12 protein-coding genes are annotated in these 17764 nt (G+C 71.4%); 4 read left to right on the top strand and 8 right to left on the bottom strand.

Going from position 1 to position 17764, the window contains the following annotated elements; genetic code table 11:
* Nucleotides 1–59 precede the first annotated feature (59 nt).
* Nucleotides 60–5027, bottom strand: coding sequence for an NAD-glutamate dehydrogenase (locus ACZ66Z_RS31725; RefSeq protein WP_469938985.1), 4968 nt, complete (start codon nucleotides 5025–5027; stop codon nucleotides 60–62).
* A gap of 397 nt (nucleotides 5028–5424) precedes the next feature.
* Between ACZ66Z_RS31725 and ACZ66Z_RS31730 the strand changes: the two genes are divergently transcribed.
* Entirely contained in the window at nucleotides 5425–5979 is a 555-nt protein-coding gene (locus tag ACZ66Z_RS31730) for a DJ-1/PfpI family protein (protein WP_469938986.1), read from the top strand.
* 82 nt (nucleotides 5980–6061) lie between these two features.
* Here the strand turns inward: ACZ66Z_RS31730 and ACZ66Z_RS31735 are convergent, their stop codons facing one another.
* On the bottom strand, nucleotides 6062–6718 hold the full coding sequence (locus tag ACZ66Z_RS31735) for an HAD family hydrolase (protein WP_469938987.1): 657 nt from the start codon (nucleotides 6716–6718) through the stop codon (nucleotides 6062–6064).
* Between the two features lie 50 nt (nucleotides 6719–6768).
* Nucleotides 6769–7275 carry a DUF6912 family protein gene (locus ACZ66Z_RS31740; protein WP_469938988.1) on the bottom strand — a complete coding sequence of 169 codons (507 nt, stop codon included), beginning with the start codon at nucleotides 7273–7275 and terminating at the stop codon, nucleotides 6769–6771.
* A 275-nt stretch (nucleotides 7276–7550) separates the two neighbouring features.
* Here ACZ66Z_RS31740 and ACZ66Z_RS31745 point away from each other — a divergent pair, with 275 nt between their 5' ends.
* A complete protein-coding gene (locus ACZ66Z_RS31745) occupies nucleotides 7551–8063 on the top strand; it encodes an Rv3235 family protein (protein ID WP_469938989.1) in 513 nt (170 codons plus the stop codon).
* A gap of 103 nt (nucleotides 8064–8166) precedes the next feature.
* Here the strand turns inward: ACZ66Z_RS31745 and secA are convergent, their stop codons facing one another.
* On the bottom strand, nucleotides 8167–10974 hold the full coding sequence (secA, locus tag ACZ66Z_RS31750) for a preprotein translocase subunit SecA (RefSeq protein ID WP_469938991.1): 2808 nt from the start codon (nucleotides 10972–10974) through the stop codon (nucleotides 8167–8169).
* Between the two features lie 239 nt (nucleotides 10975–11213).
* Here secA and ACZ66Z_RS31755 point away from each other — a divergent pair, with 239 nt between their 5' ends.
* Complete coding sequence (locus tag ACZ66Z_RS31755) at nucleotides 11214–11804, top strand: GNAT family N-acetyltransferase (protein ID WP_469938993.1); 591 nt, start codon at nucleotides 11214–11216, stop codon at nucleotides 11802–11804.
* 30 nt (nucleotides 11805–11834) lie between these two features.
* Nucleotides 11835–12998: a winged helix-turn-helix domain-containing protein gene (locus ACZ66Z_RS31760; RefSeq protein WP_469938995.1), complete on the top strand. Its 1164-nt coding sequence runs from the start codon at nucleotides 11835–11837 to the stop codon at nucleotides 12996–12998.
* Nucleotides 12999–13047: 49 nt separating this feature from the next.
* Here ACZ66Z_RS31760 and ACZ66Z_RS31765 read toward each other — a convergent pair whose 3' ends face one another.
* The 4 genes from ACZ66Z_RS31765 to ACZ66Z_RS31780 form a co-directional block, all read right to left on the bottom strand.
* A complete protein-coding gene (locus ACZ66Z_RS31765; RefSeq protein WP_469938997.1) occupies nucleotides 13048–13800 on the bottom strand; it encodes a response regulator in 753 nt (250 codons plus the stop codon).
* A 209-nt stretch (nucleotides 13801–14009) separates the two neighbouring features.
* Nucleotides 14010–14690 (bottom strand): ribosome hibernation-promoting factor, HPF/YfiA family, encoded by a 681-nt coding sequence (hpf, locus tag ACZ66Z_RS31770; protein ID WP_469938998.1) that lies wholly within the window; start codon nucleotides 14688–14690, stop codon nucleotides 14010–14012.
* A 295-nt stretch (nucleotides 14691–14985) separates the two neighbouring features.
* On the bottom strand, nucleotides 14986–15789 hold the full coding sequence (locus ACZ66Z_RS31775) for a ComF family protein (RefSeq protein WP_469939000.1): 804 nt from the start codon (nucleotides 15787–15789) through the stop codon (nucleotides 14986–14988).
* Nucleotides 15790–15976: 187 nt separating this feature from the next.
* On the bottom strand, nucleotides 15977–17737 hold the full coding sequence (locus tag ACZ66Z_RS31780) for an LpqB family beta-propeller domain-containing protein (protein ID WP_469939002.1): 1761 nt from the start codon (nucleotides 17735–17737) through the stop codon (nucleotides 15977–15979).
* Between the last annotated feature and the right edge of the window lie 27 nt (nucleotides 17738–17764).

Consider the following 17764-nt stretch of genomic DNA (forward strand, 5'->3'; position numbering starts at 1 on the left):
GCCCCGACCGGAAAACCGGCGGGGCCCCCCGTCTCGCGCCTACGCGACCAGCTCTAGCTCTAGCTGTGCGAGCGGAGCAGCGTCCGCATCGTCCGCATCGCCACCGAGAGGTTCGCCAGGTCGAAGGTGTCCGAGCCCTGGATCTCGTCCAGGGTCGTCCGCGCGCGGCCCAGGAGCGCCGCGTTCTTCTCCTCCCACTGCTTGAACCGCTCCTCGGGGCTGGTCGTGCCGTTGCCGGCCGTCAGCACGTCGGCGGTCAGCGCCGCGTGCGCCGCGAAGAGGTCCTCGCGGATCGAGGCACGGGCCATCGACTGCCACCGGTCGCTGCGCGGCAGCTCGATGATCCGGTCCATCAGGTCGGTGATCCGCAGCCGGTCGGCCAGGTCGTAGTAGACCTCGGCGACCGCGAGCGGCTCCTTGCCCATCCGGTCCGCGATCGCGACGACGTCGAGGATCGGGAAGGCGGAGGAGAAGCCGGCGACGCGCAGCGCGAGCTCCTCCGGCACGCCGACCTCGGTCAGCTCGTCCAGGATCGACTGGTACCACTCCAGGTCCGCGCCGCGCAGCAGCTGCGGCAGCTGCGCCCAGACCTCCTCGACGCGGTCGGCGAAGAACTCGATGGTCTCGCCGAGCTGGAGCGGCTGCGGCCGGTTGTTGAGCAGCCAGCGGGTGCCGCGCTCGACGAGCCGGCGGGAGTGCAGCCGCATCCGGGTCTGGACGTCGGCCGGCACCTGGTTGTCGAGGGCCTCGACGGCGTCCCAGACCTGGCCGAGGCGGAAGACGACCCGGGCGGCGGTCTGCGCGCGGACGATCTCCTCGATCGACGCGCCGGTCTCCTCGCGGAGGCGGTGCAGGAAGGTCGAGCCACCGGTGTTGACGGTGTCGTTGACCAGGACCGTCGTGACGATCTCGCGGCGCAGGGCGTGGTTGTCGATGGCCTCGGTGAACTTCTCGCGCAGCAGCGTCGGGAAGTACGCGTGGAGCAGCCCGCGCAGGTAGGGGTCGTCCGGCAGCTCCGTGCCGATCAGCTCGTCGGCCACCGTGATCTTGGTGTACGCGAGGAGGACGGCGAGCTCGGGCTGGGACAGGCCCCGGCCGGTGTTCAGCAGCTCGCGGATCTGCCGGTCGTTGGGCAGGAACTCGATCTGGCGGTCGAGCGCCCCGTCGCGGCCCAGGCGGCGCATGAAGCGCTGGTGGGCGTGGAGCAGGGACGGCGACTGGGCGACGGCGTTGGCCAGGGCCGTGTTCTGCGCGTAGTTGTTGCGCAGGACGAGCCGGCCGACCTCGTCCGTCATCTCCGCGAGGATCTTGTTGCGCTGCTTGACGGTCATGTCGCCCTCGGCGACGAGCCCGTTGAGCAGGATCTTGATGTTGACCTCGTGGTCGGAGGTGTCGACGCCGGCGCTGTTGTCGATGGCGTCGGTGTTGACCTTGCCGCCCTGGCCCTCCGGTCCGCCGGAGCGGGCGAACTCGATGCGGCCCAGCTGGGTCGCGCCGAGGTTGCCGCCCTCGCCGATGACCTGGGCGCGGACGTCCTGGCCGTCGACGCGGATGGCGTCGTTGGCCTTGTCGCCGACGTCGGCGTTGGACTCGACCGAGGACTTCACGTACGTGCCGATGCCGCCGTTCCACAGCAGGTCGACGGGCGACTGCAGGATCGACTTCATCAGCTCGGCCGGGGTCATCTTGGTGACGCCGTCCTCGATGCCCAGGGCGGCCCGCATCTGCGCGTTGATCGGGATGGACTTGGCGCTGCGGGGGTGGACGCCGCCGCCCGCCGAGAGCAGCGAGGTGTCGTAGTCCGCCCACGAGGAACGCGGCAGGTCGAAGAGCCGGCGGCGCTCGGCGTACGAGACGGCCGCGTCCGGGTTCGGGTCGACGAAGATGTGGCGGTGGTCGAAGGCGGCGACCAGGCGGATGTGCTCGGAGAGCAGCATGCCGTTGCCGAAGACGTCGCCGGACATGTCGCCGACGCCGACGACGGTGAAGTCCTCGGTCTGGGTGTCGTGGCCCAGCTCGCGGAAGTGCCGCTTGACGGACTCCCAGGCGCCGCGGGCGGTGATGCCCATGCCCTTGTGGTCGTAGCCGGCGGAGCCGCCGGAGGCGAAGGCGTCGCCGAGCCAGAAGCCGTACGACTCCGCGACCCCGTTGGCGATGTCGGAGAAGGTCGCGGTGCCCTTGTCGGCGGCGACCACCAGGTACGTGTCGTCCTCGTCGTGGCGGACCACGTCGACCGGCGGCACGACCTCGCCCGCGACCAGGTTGTCGGTGATGTCGAGGAGCGCCGAGATGAAGGTCTTGTACGAGGCGATGCCCTCGGCCATCCAGGCGTCCCGGTCCACGGACGGGTCCGGGAGCTGCTTGGCGACGAAGCCGCCCTTGGCGCCGACCGGCACGATGACGGTGTTCTTCACCATCTGCGCCTTGACCAGGCCGAGGATCTCCGTGCGGAAGTCCTCACGGCGGTCGGACCAGCGCAGGCCGCCTCGGGCGACCTTGCCGAAGCGCAGGTGGACGCCCTCGACGCGCGGGGAGTACACCCAGATCTCGAAGGCCGGGCGCGGCGCCGGCAGGTCCGGGATGGCCTGCGGGTCGAACTTCATCGACACGTAGGAGTGCGGCTTGCCGTCCGCCGCCGCCTGGAAGAAGTTCGTCCGCAGCGTCGCCTTGATGAGGGTGAGGAAGGACCGCAGGATCCGGTCCTCGTCCAGGCTCGCGACCTGGTCGAGGGCGCCGTCCAGCTCCTCCAGGATGCCGTCGGTCAGCTCGGTCCCGGCGCGCTGGCGCTCCGGCGCCATCCGGGCCTCGAAGAGGGAGACGAGCAGCCGGGTGGTGTGGACGTTGTCGCGGAGGGTGTCCTCCATGTAGTCCTGGCTGAAGGTCGACCCGGCCTGGCGCAGGTACTTGGCGTAGGCGCGCAGCACCATCGCCTCGCGCCAGGTGAGCCCGGCGGAGAGGACGAGCGAGTTGAAGTTGTCGTTCTCGGCCTGGCCGGTCCAGGTGGCGGCGAAGGCCTCCTGGAAGCGCTCGCGGGCGTCGTCGCCGAGGTAGTCGCCGCCGTTCCCGGAGGCGGCCGGCATCCGCAGGCCGAAGTCGTAGATCCAGGCGTGGGTGCGGTCGGCGCAGCGCAGCTCGTACGGACGCTCGTCGGTCACCTCGACGCCGAGCCGGTTGAGGACCGGCAGGACGGCGGAGAGGGAGATCTGGTCGCCCGTCTTGTAGATCTTGAAGCGGCGCTCGCCGGGGCCGGCGGCGACCGGCTCGTAGAGGGAGAGCGCGAAGTCCTTGCCGCTGGCGGCGAGGTTCTCCATGCGGACCAGGTCGGCGACGGCGGCGCGCGGCGAGTGGTCGGCCTTGTAGCCCTCGGAGAAGGCGTTGCCGTAGCGGCGGAGCAGCTCGGCGGCGCGCTCCTCGCCGAACTCGGCGTTCAGCGCCTCGCCGAAGCCGTCGGCCCAGGAGCGGGCGGCCTCGACGAGCCGGGCCTCGATGCGGTCGACGTCGGCGTCGGTGAGCTTCGCCAGCTCGGTGCCGGGCTTGACCCGGACGACGAAGTGCAGCCGGGAGAGGATCGACTCGGTGTTCCAGGCGGTGAAGTCGACGCTGGTGCCGTCGAGCTCCTCCTTCAGGATGTCGATGATCCGCAGCCGGACGCGGGTCGTGTAGCGGTCGCGCGGCAGGTAGACGAGGGCCGAGTAGTAGCGGCCGTACTCGTCCTGGCGCAGGTAGAGCCGCAGCCGGCGCCGCTCCTGCAGGTACAGGACGCTGGTGACGACGGACTGCAGCTGGTCGGCCGGGGTCTGGAAGAGCTCGTCGCGCGGGTAGGTCTCCAGGATCTGGAGCAGGTCGCGGCCGTCGTGGCTGTTCGGCGAGAAGCCGGCGCCCGCCAGGACCTCCTGGACCTTGCGCTTGACGACGGGGACCCGGCGGACGGACTCGGTGTAGGCGGCGGACGAGAAGAGGCCGAGGAAGCGGCGCTCGCCGATGACGTTGCCCTCGGCGTCGAACTTCTTCACGCCGACGTAGTCGAGGTACGAGGGGCGGTGCACGGTCGCCCGGCTGTTGGCCTTCGTCAGGATCAGCAGCTTGTGCTCGCGCGCCTTGGCGCGGGCGTCGGCGGGCAGCCGGCTGAAGGAGGGCGAGACGGGGTGGGCGTGGTGGCCCTGGTCGTCGGCGCCGTGCTGCGGGTCGGAGCGCAGGATGCCGAGGCCGGTGCCGGGCACGGCGGACAGGGCGTCGCCGTCGACCAGCTCGTACTCGCGGTAGCCGAGGAAGGTGAAGTGGTCGTCGGCGAGCCAGCGCAGCAGCTCGCGGGCCTCCTCGACCTCGGTCGGCCGCAGGTCGGTGGCGGTGGGCTCGTCGGCGAGGCCGTCGGCGATGCGCAGGGCGGCATCGCGCATCTTCTCCCAGTCCTCGACCGTCTCGCGGACGTCGGACAGGACGCGCAGCAGGTCGTTGGTGATCTGCTTGAGGTCGGCGCGGTCGGTCTCGCGGTCGATCTCGACGTGGATCCAGGACTCGGCGAGCGCGTCGTGCGGCAGCTCGCCCTGGATCTGGGTCGACAGGACCTCGATGAGCTTTCCGGCCACGTCACGGCGGACGAGGACCTGCGGGTGGATCACGACGTGGATGCCGCGGCCCTGGCGGGACAGCTCGTTGGTGACCGAGTCGACGAGGAAGGGCATGTCGTCGGTGACGACCTCGACGACGGAGTGGCTGCTGGTCCAGCCGTTCTCCTCCACCGTCGGGGTGTGGACGCGCACGTTCGCGGTGCCCTGGGGGCGGTTCTCCGCGAGCCGGTAGTGAGAGAGCGCGGCACCGAACACGTCGACCGGGTCGCGGTCGGCGAGGTCCTCGGGCGCCGTGTGCAGGTAGTAGCGCTGGAGGTAGTCGAGCACGGTGTCCCGGTCCGGGCGCTCCCCCGCGCCCTCCGGGCCCGTCGGGAGTCGTCCCCCGACAGGGCTGTGCTCAGCTACCCGAGCGGCCCTCTCGAGCAGCTCGGCCTTTGCTTCGTCCAGCTTGGTCTGCATGTCCTCTGACTCCTGTCGCGCGCCGTTGCGTGACGTCGGTGGAAGAAAGGGCACAACGCCACGACGCGGTGATTCCGGTCGAAGTCGACGTTATGCCCGGATGAGAGATGCCCGGGTCGTTATCGGCCACGGAACGCGGCACGCCCGGACGGAGGGGATCGGCGAACGTACGGTCGACCCGGCCGCTGTCGCGGACCGGGCGGCAGCCGGGGGCTTCGCTGCCCCCTCGGCGTATCGCGCTGATCACGGGAAAAGCCTATCGCCCTCGACCCCCGAATCGTCATGAGCCGTATGCGTACAAAAGAGCGGGGGAAGTTTGACGATATGGACAGCGACACGTGGGGGCACGAGCATGGACAGAGCACGACGGACCGACCCCCTGTGATCTGGGAGAGCCATGGCGAAGATCCTGATCGTGACCGGTGACGCGGCGGAGTCCCTGGAGGTGATGTACCCCTACCAGCGGCTGCTGGAGGAGGGCTACGAGGTCCACATCGCGGCCCCGGCGCGCAAGACGCTCCGCTTCGTCGTCCACGACTTCGAGCCCGGTTACGACACCTACACGGAGAAGCCGGGCTACACCTGGCCCGCCGACCTGGCCTTCTCGGAGGTCGATCCGGGCGATTACGCGGCGGTGGTGATCCCGGGCGGCCGGGCGCCGGAGTACCTGCGCAACGACCCGGAGCTCCGCAAGATCCTCAAGGCCTTCTTCGACTCCGACAAGCCGGTGGCCCAGATCTGCCACGGCCCGCTCCTGACGGCGGCGGTCGGCAGCCTGGAGGGCCGCCGCGTCACGGCCTACCCGGCCCTGGAACTCGACATGCAGGCGGCCGGGGCGACCTTCCAGGACACCGCGGCCGTGGTCGACGGCCTCCTGGTCTCGTCCCGGGCCTGGCCGGACCACCCCACCTGGATGCGCGAGTTCCTGAAGGTCCTCCGCGCGAAGGGCTGACGCCCCGAAGCCGTGGTGGCGGCCGGGCGGGCGGGGACCGCGCCCGCCGCCCCGCCCGCTCCGGGCGGGCGGGGACCTCGTCCTAGACGAGCTCCTCCGCGACGGCGACGGCCTCGGCCAGGGAGTCCACCACCGGCACCCCCACCCGCGCCAGCGAAGCCCGGCTGTGCGAACCGCCGGTGTACAGCACCGCCCGCGCCCCCACGTGCGCCGCCGCCACCGCGTCGTCCGCCGCGTCGCCGATGACGACGACCCGCTCCGCCGCCACCCCCAGCGCCGTCAGGTGGCGGACCATGTGCCCGGACTTCCCGTCGGTGGAGGCGTCGGGGCGGCCGTCGACACGGACGAACCGCTCCGCGATCCCGTACCGCCGCACCAGGGGCACGAGATGCGCGTGCGGCGCGAGCGACAGCAGCGACTGCGTGGCCCCGGCCGCCTGCCGCGCCGCGAGCAGCTCCGCCGCGCCGAGGGTGAGCCCGCACGACTCGGCCCGCGCCCAGTAGTGCCGGTGGAAGGTCCCGTCCATGACGGTCCACTCCTCGTCCGTCGGCAGCCGCCCCATCAGCCGCTCGTAGAACTTCGGCACCGGCACCGTGTACAGCTCGCGGTACCGCTCGAGCGTGATGGACGCGAGTCCGAGCTCGGCGAAGGCCGCGTTCGTCGCGCCGATCACCGCGTCGATGTCGTCGAGCAGTGTGCCGTTCCAGTCCCAGACCAGGTGTTTTCCGTGCTTCCCCATGGAGAGACGGTACCCGCCGCCCGGAACGGCGAGGGCCCGGGCGGGCGGGGTCAGCCGAGCAGTCCGGGGATCTCCTGCACGCCGAACCACAGCAGCTCGTGGTCCTCGGCCCCGTCGACGACGAACCGGGCGTCGTCGTCGCCCTGGTCCGCCGCGCCCAGCGCGTCCGCCGCCGCCGTGACGTCCGCCTCGGCGTCGTCCGCGTCGGCGTGGACGGCCGCGGCCTTGGTCAACGGGACGGCTCCGGCGACGCGGACCTCGCCGATGGAGCCGCCGTCGAGCCCGCGGTCGGGGTCGACGGTCGCGTCCTTGTCGGCCACGTCGACGGCGACGACGATCCGGCGCCGGGGCGCCCCGGGGTCACCGGCGAGGAGCCGCAGGGAGGCGGAGGCGGCCCGGTTGAGCGCCGCGTACTCCAACTCCTCGATGTCGTCGGAGACGTACCACTCGCGCAGCGCGGGGGTGACGGCATAGGCGGTCAGCGGACCGGGACCCAGCTCGCCCGTCGTGTGCGCCTGTGCGAGACCGGGGAGGGTCAGGGGGACGTAGACGCGCATGGCAGGCCGCTTTCGTAGACGGAGAGGCCCTCAGGATACGTGCGGAGTCCCCCTTCGGGGTGGCGGGCCCGGCGCACCGTCCGTCCACCGGGGAGGGCCGTCCGCCGGGGCGCCGGAGAGCCGATTTCCGACCGCGTCACCCTGATAGGTGATCCGGTTTCGGGACCGCCCCGCCGCGGCGGCCTCCTTGCGGGGGCCCGGAGTCCGCCCGTACAAGATCCCCAACGGAAGTTACCGACCGGTATCACCCGGTTACGCAGCGACAGGGGACCGTCATGAACACCACGCTCACCGCCACGCCCTCCCCGCTCCCCCGCCCCCGCACGGCCCCCGGCGGCCCGGCCGGCACGCGCCCGCGCGGTTCCGCCGGGACCCGGCCGCGCGGCGCCGCCGGCCCCCGCCCCCGTACGCCCGCGCAAGGCGGCCCCTCCCGCACCGCGCCCCGGGCGCTCCCCCCGCACACCGTCTTCGCCGAGCGCCTGCTCGCCGTGCTGAGCGGGGAGCGCCCCGTCCACTGGATGCTCGGCCACACCGTCGGCGACGCGTACGAGCAGCTCGTACGGCTCGCCCCCGAGACGCCCCTGCGCTCGCACGGCCCCCGTCCGGTCCTGCGCCGCTGCTCGGTCCAGGTGCACGCTCCGCAGTCCGTCGTCGAGGCCTTCGCGACCATCGCCACCGGCGCCCGGGTGCGGGCCATGGCGTTCCGCCTGGAGCGCGGCGAGGACCAGCGCTGGCGCTGCGCCGCCGTGGAACTGGACGGACTCGGCACGACGGCCCGGCACACCTGACGCAAGGGCGACCCCCGAAGCACCCGGGCCGGCCCCTCCATGACGAAGGGGCCGGCCGCCCACCGGCGACCGACCCCTCCACGCTCCTCAGGACGTCAGGACGTCACTTCTTGCGGCGACGCCCGCCGCCCGCGTTCTTCTGCGCCTTGCGACGCTCGGCCCGGGTCATCCCGTCGCCCTCCGCGTCGTCGGAGCCGAAGTCGCCCTCGACGACCCCGCCGTCCCCGTCCACGGTCGGCGCGGAGAAGTGCAGCCGGTCCGGCCGCTGCGGGGCGTCGAGCCCCTTCGCGCGGATCTCCGGACGCCCGGCCGCGGCCGGAACGGCGTCCTCCTTCGCGAGCGACGGAGCGGACGCCTGCACCGGGACCTCCTCGACCTGCTGCTCGACCTGGACCTCCAGGTTGAACAGGTAGCCGACGGACTCCTCCTTGATGCCCTCCATCATGGCGGTGAACATGTCGAAGCCCTCGCGCTGGTACTCGACCAGCGGGTCCTTCTGCGCCATGGCGCGCAGGCCGATGCCCTCCTGGAGGTAGTCCATCTCGTAGAGGTGCTCGCGCCACTTGCGGTCGAGGACGGAGAGGACCACGCGCCGCTCCAGCTCGCGCATGATGTCCGAGCCGAGCTGCCCCTCGCGCGCCTCGTACTGCTCGTGGATGTCGTCCTTGATGGACTCGGCGATGAACTCGGCGGTGATGCCCGCCCGGTCCCCGGCCGCGTCCTCCAGCTCCTCCACGGTGACCTTCACCGGGTAGAGCTGCTTGAAGGCGTTCCACAGACGGTCGAGGTCCCACTCCTCCGCGAAGCCCTCGGCGGTCTCCTGGCGGATGTAGTCGTCGATCGTGTCGTCCATGAAGTGCTTGATCTGCTCGTGCAGGTCCTCGCCCTCCAGGACGCGGCGGCGCTCGCCGTAGATGACCTCGCGCTGCCGGTTGAGGACCTCGTCGTACTTCAGGACGTTCTTGCGGGTCTCGAAGTTCTGGGTCTCGACCTGGGACTGGGCGGAGGCGATGGCACGGGTGACCATCTTGTTCTCGATCGGCACGTCGTCCGGCACGTTGGCCATGGCCATCACGCGCTCGACCATCTGCGCCTTGAACAGGCGCATCAGGTCGTCGCCGAGCGAGAGGTAGAAGCGGGACTCGCCGGGGTCGCCCTGACGGCCGGAGCGACCGCGCAGCTGGTTGTCGATGCGGCGCGACTCGTGGCGCTCGGTGCCCAGGACGTACAGCCCGCCGAGCTCCTTGACCTCCTCGAACTCCGCCTTCACGGCCTTCTCGGCGCGCTCCAGGGCGCCGGGCAGGGCCGCGGCCCACTCCTCGACGTGCTCGACCGGGTCCAGGCCCGCCTGGCGCAGCTCGGCCTCGGCGAGGTCGTCCGGGTTGCCGCCGAGCTTGATGTCCGTACCGCGACCGGCCATGTTGGTGGCGACGGTGACGGCGCCGCGGCGGCCGGCCTGGGCGACGATCGTGGCCTCGCGCTCGTGGTGCTTGGCGTTGAGGACCTCGTGCGGGATGCCGCGCTTGGCGAGCTGCTGCGAGAGGTACTCGGACTTCTCGACGGAGGTCGTGCCGACGAGGACCGGCTGGCCCTTCTCGTGCTTCTCCGCGATGTCGTCGACGACGGCGGCGAACTTGGCGACCTCGGTCCGGTAGATCAGGTCGGACTGGTCCTTGCGCTGCATCGGCTTGTTCGTCGGGATCGGAACGACGCCGAGCTTGTAGATCTGGTGGAACTCGGCCGCCTCGGTCATGGCCGTACCGGTCATGCCGGAGAGCTTGTCGTAGAGGCGGAAGAAGTTCTGGAGGGTGATCGTGGCGAGCGTCTGGTTCTCGTCCTTGATCTGCACCCCCTCCTTCGCCTCGATCGCCTGGTGCATGCCCTCGTTGTAGCGGCGGCCGGCGAGGATACGGCCGGTGTGCTCGTCGACGATCATGACTTCGCCGTCCATGACGACGTAGTCCTTGTCCTTCTTGAACAGTTCCTTCGCCTTGATGGCGTTGTTCAGGTAACCGACGAGCGGGGTGTTCACCGACTCGTAGAGGTTGTCGATGCCCAGCCAGTCCTCGACCTTGGCGACGCCCGCCTCGTGGATGGCGACGGTGCGCTTCTTCTCGTCGACCTCGTAGTCGCCGGTCTCCTCGATGCCCTTGAGCGGGTTGCCGGGCTCGCCCTTGCTCAGCCGGGTGACCAGCTTGGCGAAGTCGCCGTACCACTTGGTCGCCTGGTCGGCGGGGCCGGAGATGATCAGCGGCGTACGGGCCTCGTCGACGAGGATGGAGTCGACCTCGTCGACACAGGCGTAGTTGTGGCCGCGCTGGACGAGCTCGTCCTTGGACCACGCCATGTTGTCGCGCAGGTAGTCGAAGCCGAACTCGTTGTTCGTGCCGTACGTGATGTCGCAGGCGTACTGCTCACGGCGCTGGGCCGGCGTCATGTTGGCCAGGATGCAGCCGACGGACAGGCCGAGGAACTTGTGGACGCGGCCCATCATCTCGGAGTCGCGCTCGGCCAGGTAGTCGTTGACCGTGATCAGGTGGACGCCCTTGCCGGAGAGCGCGTTGAGGTACGCCGGGAGGGTGCCGACGAGGGTCTTGCCCTCACCGGTCTTCATCTCGGCGACGTAACCGAGGTGGAGGGCGGCGCCGCCCATCAGCTGGACGTCGTAGTGGCGCTGGCCGAGGACGCGCTTGGCGGCCTCGCGGACGGTCGCGAAGGCCTCGGGCATCAGGTCGTCGAGGCTCTCGCCGTCGGCGTACCGCTGCTTGTACTCCTCGGTGAGCGCCCGCAGGTCGGCGTCGGAGAGGTTGACGAAGTCCTCTTCGATGGAGTTGACCTGGTCCGCGATGCGGTGCAGTTTGCGCAGGATCTTGCCTTCGCCTGCACGCATGAGCTTGTTGAAGACGGACACTGAGGCTGGTCTCCTTGCCGGTCGGGCCTGGCACTGGGTCTTGTGATGGACGCGAGCGCGGGCACGGCAGGTGGTCCCCACCGCAACGGCCATCGTAAGCGAGACCGCCCTCGCACAGGGAGGCCCGCAGTGCCGGAGCCGTACGTCCGCCCGTAAAGAGAACGCACGAGGTGGGCGGAAGGTGCCGCCCCACCCGAAAAGTGTTCGCTTCCGGTCCGCGCGCTCACCACAATCCCGGCATGGAACCCATCACCCTCACCACCGACCGGCTGCGTCTGCGGACCTTCGTGCCCGAGGACGTCGACACCGTGTACGCCCTCTGCCAGGACCCCGCCATCCAGCGCTGGACGACCGTCCCCTCCCCGTACGAGCGCGAGGACGCGGAGTTCTTCCTGAACCAGCTGGTCCCGGACGGCTGGCGGGGGGACAAGGAGTACTCCTTCGCCGTGGAGCCGCTCGCCGGGGGCCCGCTGATCGCCGCCGTCTCGTTGCACGACCGGGGTGCCGGCGTCTGGGAGGTCGGCTTCTGGCTCGCCGCCGGGGCCCGCGGCCACGGCCACATGACGGAGGCCGTGCGCGCCCTGGCCCACTGGGCCTTCACCGGGCTCGGCTGCACCCGCCTGGTCTGGCGCGCCGAGGTCGGCAACGTCGGGTCGCGCGCGGTGGCCGAGCGGGTCGGCTTCGTCGTCGAGGGCGTCCAGCGCGCCGGCGTCTCCAACAAGGGCACCCTCCGGGACGCCTGGGTCGGCGCCCTGCTCCCCTCCGACTTCGGCCTGCCGAGCCCCCTGCCGTACCTCCCTGCCCCCGGGCGTCCGGCCGGGGCGGTGTGACTGTCGGTGCCGGGGCCTAGGGTGCGGTCCATGACGACTGCGCCGCGCCCCGCCGCCGAACTGTCCGCCGACGAAGCCCGCAGGATCGCCCTGCGCGCCCAGGGCTTCCTGGGCGCACCGGACCGCAGGGCCGGAGTGCGCGGGGTCCTCCGGTCGCTCGGGCAGGTCCAGCTCGACACCATCTCGGTCCTCGCCCGCTCCCACGAGCTCATCCCGTACGCACGGCTGGGCGCCGTGGGCCGCGCGACCGTGGAGGAGGCGTACTGGACGGGGGCCCACGCCTTCGAGTACTGGTCGCACGCCGCCTGCGTCCTGCCCGTCGAGGAGTGGCCGCACTTCGCCTTCCGCCGGCGTGCCTACCGCAACCGCCCGCACTGGGCGCACGAGCTGTCGTCCGGGGCGTACGAGAAGGTGATCGACCAGCTGCGGGACCAGGGCCCGCTGACGGCGACCGAGCTGGGCGGCGCGAAGAACAAGGGCGAGTGGTGGGACTGGTCCGACAGCAAGATCGCCGTCGAGCGGGCCCTGATGTACGGCGAGGTCGTGGTCACGGAGCGGCGCGGCTGGAAGCGGGTCTACGACCTGGCCGAGCGGGCGATCCCGCAGGCGCTGCTCCACGACGAGCTCGACGACGCCGAGTGCGTGCGGCGTCTGGTGCGGCAGGCGGGCGAGGCCCTCGGCGTGGGCACGCGCGCGGACATCGCGGACTACCACCGGATCAAGGGCGAGCAGTTCGACGCGGTGGTCGAGGCGTCGGGTCTGGTGCCGGTGACGGTGGCGGGCTGGGGGAAGCCCGCCTGGGCGGACCCGGCGGCGCTCTCCGCCGAGCCGCGCGGTCGGCACCGCACGACGCTGCTCTCGCCCTTCGACTCGCTGATCTGGGAGCGGGCCCGCACGGAGCGGATCTTCGGCTTCACGCACCGCCTGGAGGCGTACGTGCCGAAGCAGAAGCGGATCCACGGCTACTTCGCGATGCCGGTGCTCGCCGGGGGCCGGCTGGTCGGCCGGGTGGACCCGGCGCGGGAGGGCCGGACGCTCGTCGCCCGGCAGGTGACGCTCGACGGCCCCAAGGCCGTGCCGGCGGTGGCGCGGGCGCTGCGCGAGGCGGCCGAGTGGGTGGGCTGCGACGCGGTGACGGTGGAGCGGGTGGACCGCCCGGAGCTGGCGAAGGACCTGGTGGCGGCCCTGGGCTAGCGGGAGCCGGGGCCGGCGGGGGCCGGGGTCGGGGCCGGCGGGGGCGGGGCTAGCGGATCTCGAGGATCTTCTCCCGCATCGCGTAGACCACGGCCTCCATCCGGGAGTGCAGCTGGAGCTTCTCCAGGATGTTCCGGACGTGGTTCTTCACCGTGTTCTCCGAGATGAACAGCTCCTTGGCGATGTCCCGGTTGTTCATGCCGGTCGCGACGAGCTTGAGGACCTCCAGCTCGCGGTCGGTCAGCCGGGGCGCGGGCACGAGCCGGCGCTCGTCGGTGCGCTGGATCATCGACTTGAACTCGGTGAGGAGCTTGGAGGCCATCGACGGGCTGATCTGCGACTGTCCGTCGGCGACCGCGCGGATCGCGGTGGCGACCTCGTCGGTGGAGATCTCCTTGAGGAGGTAGCCCGTGGCCCCCGCCTTGATCGCCTCGTAGAGGTCGGCCTCCTCGTCGCTGATCGTCAGCATGATGATCTTCGCGCTGGGGGCCACCTCCTTGATGGAGGTGCACGCCTCGATGCCGCCGCGCCGGGGCATCCGCACGTCCATCAGGACGATGTCGGGAAGCAGATCTGCGGCCTTGTCGACGGCCTCGGCGCCGTCACCCGCCTCGCCGACCACCTGGATGTCCTCTTCCTGGGCGAGGACGATCTCGAGACCGCGACGGAAGAGGGCGTGGTCGTCCACGACGAGGACCCGGATCGGCTCCTTGCGGAATGCCCCGCCGTCCGATTCCGATCCCTCCGGTACCGCGCCACCGTGCTCGCGCTCGCTGAGCACCGGTCCGAAGCTGTCCGCCATCGTTCCTCCCCCTGAAGGCCGTGGCCTGAATTCGTTTCCGGTCCTCCAACCCGTACGCGATCGGCACCGGTTGGCGTGCACGCCATGATTTCATGCCCGGACGACGACGGGGGTGCTCCGCGGACGCACGGGGGTGCCCCTGGGGGCGCGCATCGCGCTCCAGGGGCACCGAGAAGGACACCTGTTCGGAGGCGGCCCGGTACGGCGGGTCAGCCGCCGAGCGCACCGCCGGCGCCGCCGCCCTCGGCGAGCGGGTCGCTCTCCACGTGGATGACGCCGTAGTCGTAGGCGTGTCGCCGGTAGACGACGCTCGGCTGCTTGGTGTCGGAGTCGACGAAGAGGTAGAAGTCGTGCCCGACCAACTCCATCTCGTAGAGCGCCTGGTCGAGCGTCATCGGTGCGGCCCGGTGGGTCTTCTCGCGGACCACGAGCGGGCCTTCGCCCTGGACCTCGATGGAGCCCATCATCGTGGTGGGCACCTTCTCGGCCTCGTCGACGGCCAGTTGGCCGTCCCCGTTGAGCTGGGCGGCGCCGGGCACCACGTCCCCGACCTCCGCCGCGGACAGCCGGCCGTTGCCACGCCGGGTGTATCGCTTGTCGTGCTGCTTGCGCAGTCGCGCCTCGAGCTTGTCGCTGGCGAGGTCGAGCGCTGCGTACGGGTCGCCTGCCGCCGCTTCCGCCCGGATCACCGGGCCTCGGGAGTGGAGGGTGATCTCCACGCGGTCAGACCTGTCGGCCTGCCGCGGGTTGTGTTCCTTGGACACCTCGACGTCGAGGCTGATCACCTTGCCGTCGAGCTTCTGGATCTTCTCCAGCTTCAGCTTCTCGGCCACGTGCTTGCGGAACCGCTCGGGCACCTCGGTCTTGCGGCCCTTGACGACGATGTCCACGCAGAACTCCGTTCCCGGATCGCCCTGGTCGGCCCCTCGGCCGCAGGGCATCTCCCTTTGCACCAGACTCCGGTGGTGTCACCGGAGATCGGACTTGGCGACTTCGCCCTCCTCCTCCCCAGTCGACAAGATCCCCACCCCGTCGACAAGAGGTTAATTCGCCCTGAACTCCTGTCCTGTAGGCGCAACCGTATTCAGTGAGGCGATGACTTTTTTCCATTCCTCACAACCGAACATAGCCCCTTCGGACGGGTGTCGGCACCCGCTGCTGCGACATACCTCCGTACGGATGCTTTCACCTCTCACCACCTGCAACGATCCAAGTTTCCGGCGAGTTCCGGTTTATTTCGAACGAAGCGGGAGAGGATGCGATCACAGCCGCCACCCGCTGTTCGATTTCGTGCTGCGCCGAACCGGCCGGTAAGCCGTGCGGTATTCCGGGAATGAACGGAAGGCGTACGGCTCCGAGGGCGCGCGCCGCCTCCGCGAGCGAGGCGCCCGTGGTCATCAGGTCGTCCACGAGGACGACCCTTCCCTCCGCCAGGAGCCGCGCGCCGCCCGGCACGACCTCCAGCGCCCCCGTCAGGTTGGCGAGGCGCCCGCGCGCCCCGAGCCCGGCCTGGTCCGCCACGTACCGCCGCTGCCGGAGCACGGGCACGACCCGCGCCGGCCTCCCCGACCGCCGCAGCCGGACCGCCGCCGCCCGCGCGATCCGCCGCGTCGGATCGTGGCCACGCGCCCGTACGGAACGCCGCGAGGAGGGCACGGGCACGAGGAGCAGCGGCCCGTCCGCGGCCCCCGTCCCGGGCCGGGCAGCGGCCTCCACGGCCCCGGCGAGGGCGCCGCCGAGGGGGCCGGCGAGCCCGAGGGCCCCGCGCTCCTTGTGGGCGAGGAGCAGCTCCCGTACGGAGTCGGCGTACGGCGCGGCGGCGTGGACCACGGGCAGTCCGGCGGGCTCGGGCGCGGGCCTCACCCGGCGCGGCGGTGTCCCCGCGAGCGCGTCCGCGCACGCCGCGCACAGCTCGGTCCGCGGTCTGCCGCAGCCTCCGCAGGCGACCGGCAGCACCAGTCCGGCGATCTCGCGCCACCACCCCCGCATGGCTCCACTGTGCGCCTCCGGGCGCCTCCCGGCCACCCCTGTGGAAAACCCGTCCGCCACGCCCCGAGTACGTCAGGTACGGCCCCGCGAGCAGCCCTCGGCAAGCGCCCCGGGCCCCGGCGGCCGAACCTGAGCGAGCAACCCCGGGCCCCGCGGCCGGAGCCGGTGGCGCCCCGCGGAGGTCGTCCTAGCCGGGGTAGACCGGCAAGAACCCCTTCTTCGCCACCGGTTGCCAGTTCGTCCCCGGCGCCAGCCGCACGATCCCGTCGTCGGAATCGGCCACCACCGGCACCGTGCCCTCGTGCGGGGCGGTCACCGAGCTCACCCCGTTCAGGCCGGGGAGCACCGAGGTCGTCGAGGTCGAGCCGTCGGTCTGGAGGTAGCGGATCTGCTGGACGCCGCCCGCCTCCTTGCCGACCACGACGAGCCGGCTGGGCCCGGCCCAGGAGACGGCCGTGACCGACTCCATCCGGGGTGCGGCGGACTGCAGGCCCACGACCGAGACGACCGGCTCCCCGCCCGTCGTCTGTCGCTCGATCCGGCCGATCTGCAGGGTCGTGTCCTCGCCCCGCGTGACCACGAGCGCGATCCGTACGCCGTCGGCGGAGACCCGCAGGGACTCGATGCGGACGTCGTCACCGAGCCACGGCGTGCGGACCTCGACCGGGTGCCCGGAGCCGCCCGGGACCATCCACAGCCGGGGCGCGGCGGGGTTCCGGTCGGCCACCCACAGATCGCCCCTGCCGTCCCAGCTGGGCCCGGACAGCCGGTCGTCCGGCCGGGCGGCCTTGCTGGTCAGGACCGGCGACAGCGCGTCCTGCTCCGTCGTCATGGAGGAGACGAACAGCTCGCGGCCGGTCTGCCCGACCCCGGCGGCCCGGGTCTCGCCCCGGTCGACGGCGACCGAACGGAGCGGCACCGTGCCCTTGCCGAACGGCCCCGGCACCTCCATCGGCGCGTTCGCCTCCTTGCCGCCGACCAGGAGCATCATCAGCTTGCCGTGCTCGTCGACGAAGTACGGGTGCTCCTCGCGGTCGGCGTCCCGCACCGCCGCGAACTCGGCCGCCTGCCCCTTGCCCAGCCGGCACAGCGACTGCCCGGCCGACCCCAGGAGCTCCACCTGCTCGACCCGTACGGAGGTCAGGTCGCCCAGCGTGAACAGCAGCTGCGCCGCCATCCGCCGGCACGCCTCGCCGCCGGCCCGGTCCGCCCTGCCGTTGAGCGGCACCCTCAGCGTGGACTGGTCGTCCGTGGTCAGGGTGGTGACGCCGGTCTTCAGCTCCGTACCGGAGGGGAACTGCGAGTCGACGGCGGGCTTCAGCCAGTTCGTCGGACCCTCGAGCAGCGCCTTGACCGTCTGCGTCACCGGGTCCATCCGGGTGACGGGGTCCTGGCGCTGCCGGATGTAGACCGGGTCGGCGACGACCCAGTCCTCCCCGGAGGCGAAGTAGTACTTGTTGACCGAACGGTAGTTGCGGAGGAAGTCCGCCTCACCGAGGACCAGGCCGGGCGGGAGGCTGTCGATGCGCCACTCCTTGCCCTTGCCGTTCGCCGACGGCTGCTGCACGACGTGGATCGACTGCAGGTACTCCGTGGGGCTGTTCGGCTGGTAGGCGTGGCGGGCGTCCACGGTCGCGATCTTGCGGCCGGAGAGCGGGAAGGCACGCCCCTGGTTGTCGGGGTCGGCGTTGCGGGCGGTCGGCTCGCGGTCGGGCGCGGTGGTGAGCACGGTGATGCTCTGCTCCGGCCTCCAGCTCTGCGCGGCCTTCTTCGTGAGGTACTTGCGGGCGGTGGCGAAACCGGAGTCGTCACTGGTCATGGCTTCCAGGAAGCCGTCGACGATCTCGTCCGGGTCCGCGTTCTCCCGGGGGGCGACGGCGTAGACCCGCACCTGCGAGTCACCCGTGTTGGAGCCCTTCACCGCCTGCACGTCCCCGCTGTCGGGCATCGTCGCGCACCCGGTCACCAGGAGCCC

This window comes from Streptomyces sp. NPDC107498, from assembly GCF_055582805.1.

Excerpts from the sequence above, each read along its gene's own strand:
- ACZ66Z_RS31755 (WP_469938993.1), top strand. The coding sequence starts at position 11,214 with ATGGAACCCATCACCCTCACCACCGACCGGCTGCGTCTGCGGACCTTC.
- ACZ66Z_RS31765 (WP_469938997.1), bottom strand. The coding sequence starts at position 13,800 with ATGGCGGACAGCTTCGGACCGGTGCTCAGCGAGCGCGAGCACGGTGGC.
- ACZ66Z_RS31780 (WP_469939002.1), bottom strand. The coding sequence starts at position 17,737 with ATGCCCGACAGCGGGGACGTGCAGGCGGTGAAGGGCTCCAACACGGGT.
- ACZ66Z_RS31745 (WP_469938989.1), top strand. The coding sequence starts at position 7,551 with ATGAACACCACGCTCACCGCCACGCCCTCCCCGCTCCCCCGCCCCCGC.
- ACZ66Z_RS31725 (WP_469938985.1), bottom strand. The coding sequence starts at position 5,027 with ATGCAGACCAAGCTGGACGAAGCAAAGGCCGAGCTGCTCGAGAGGGCC.
- ACZ66Z_RS31730 (WP_469938986.1), top strand. The coding sequence starts at position 5,425 with ATGGCGAAGATCCTGATCGTGACCGGTGACGCGGCGGAGTCCCTGGAG.
- ACZ66Z_RS31740 (WP_469938988.1), bottom strand. The coding sequence starts at position 7,275 with ATGCGCGTCTACGTCCCCCTGACCCTCCCCGGTCTCGCACAGGCGCAC.
- ACZ66Z_RS31775 (WP_469939000.1), bottom strand. The coding sequence starts at position 15,789 with ATGCGGGGGTGGTGGCGCGAGATCGCCGGACTGGTGCTGCCGGTCGCC.
- ACZ66Z_RS31735 (WP_469938987.1), bottom strand. The coding sequence starts at position 6,718 with ATGGGGAAGCACGGAAAACACCTGGTCTGGGACTGGAACGGCACACTG.
- ACZ66Z_RS31760 (WP_469938995.1), top strand. The coding sequence starts at position 11,835 with ATGACGACTGCGCCGCGCCCCGCCGCCGAACTGTCCGCCGACGAAGCC.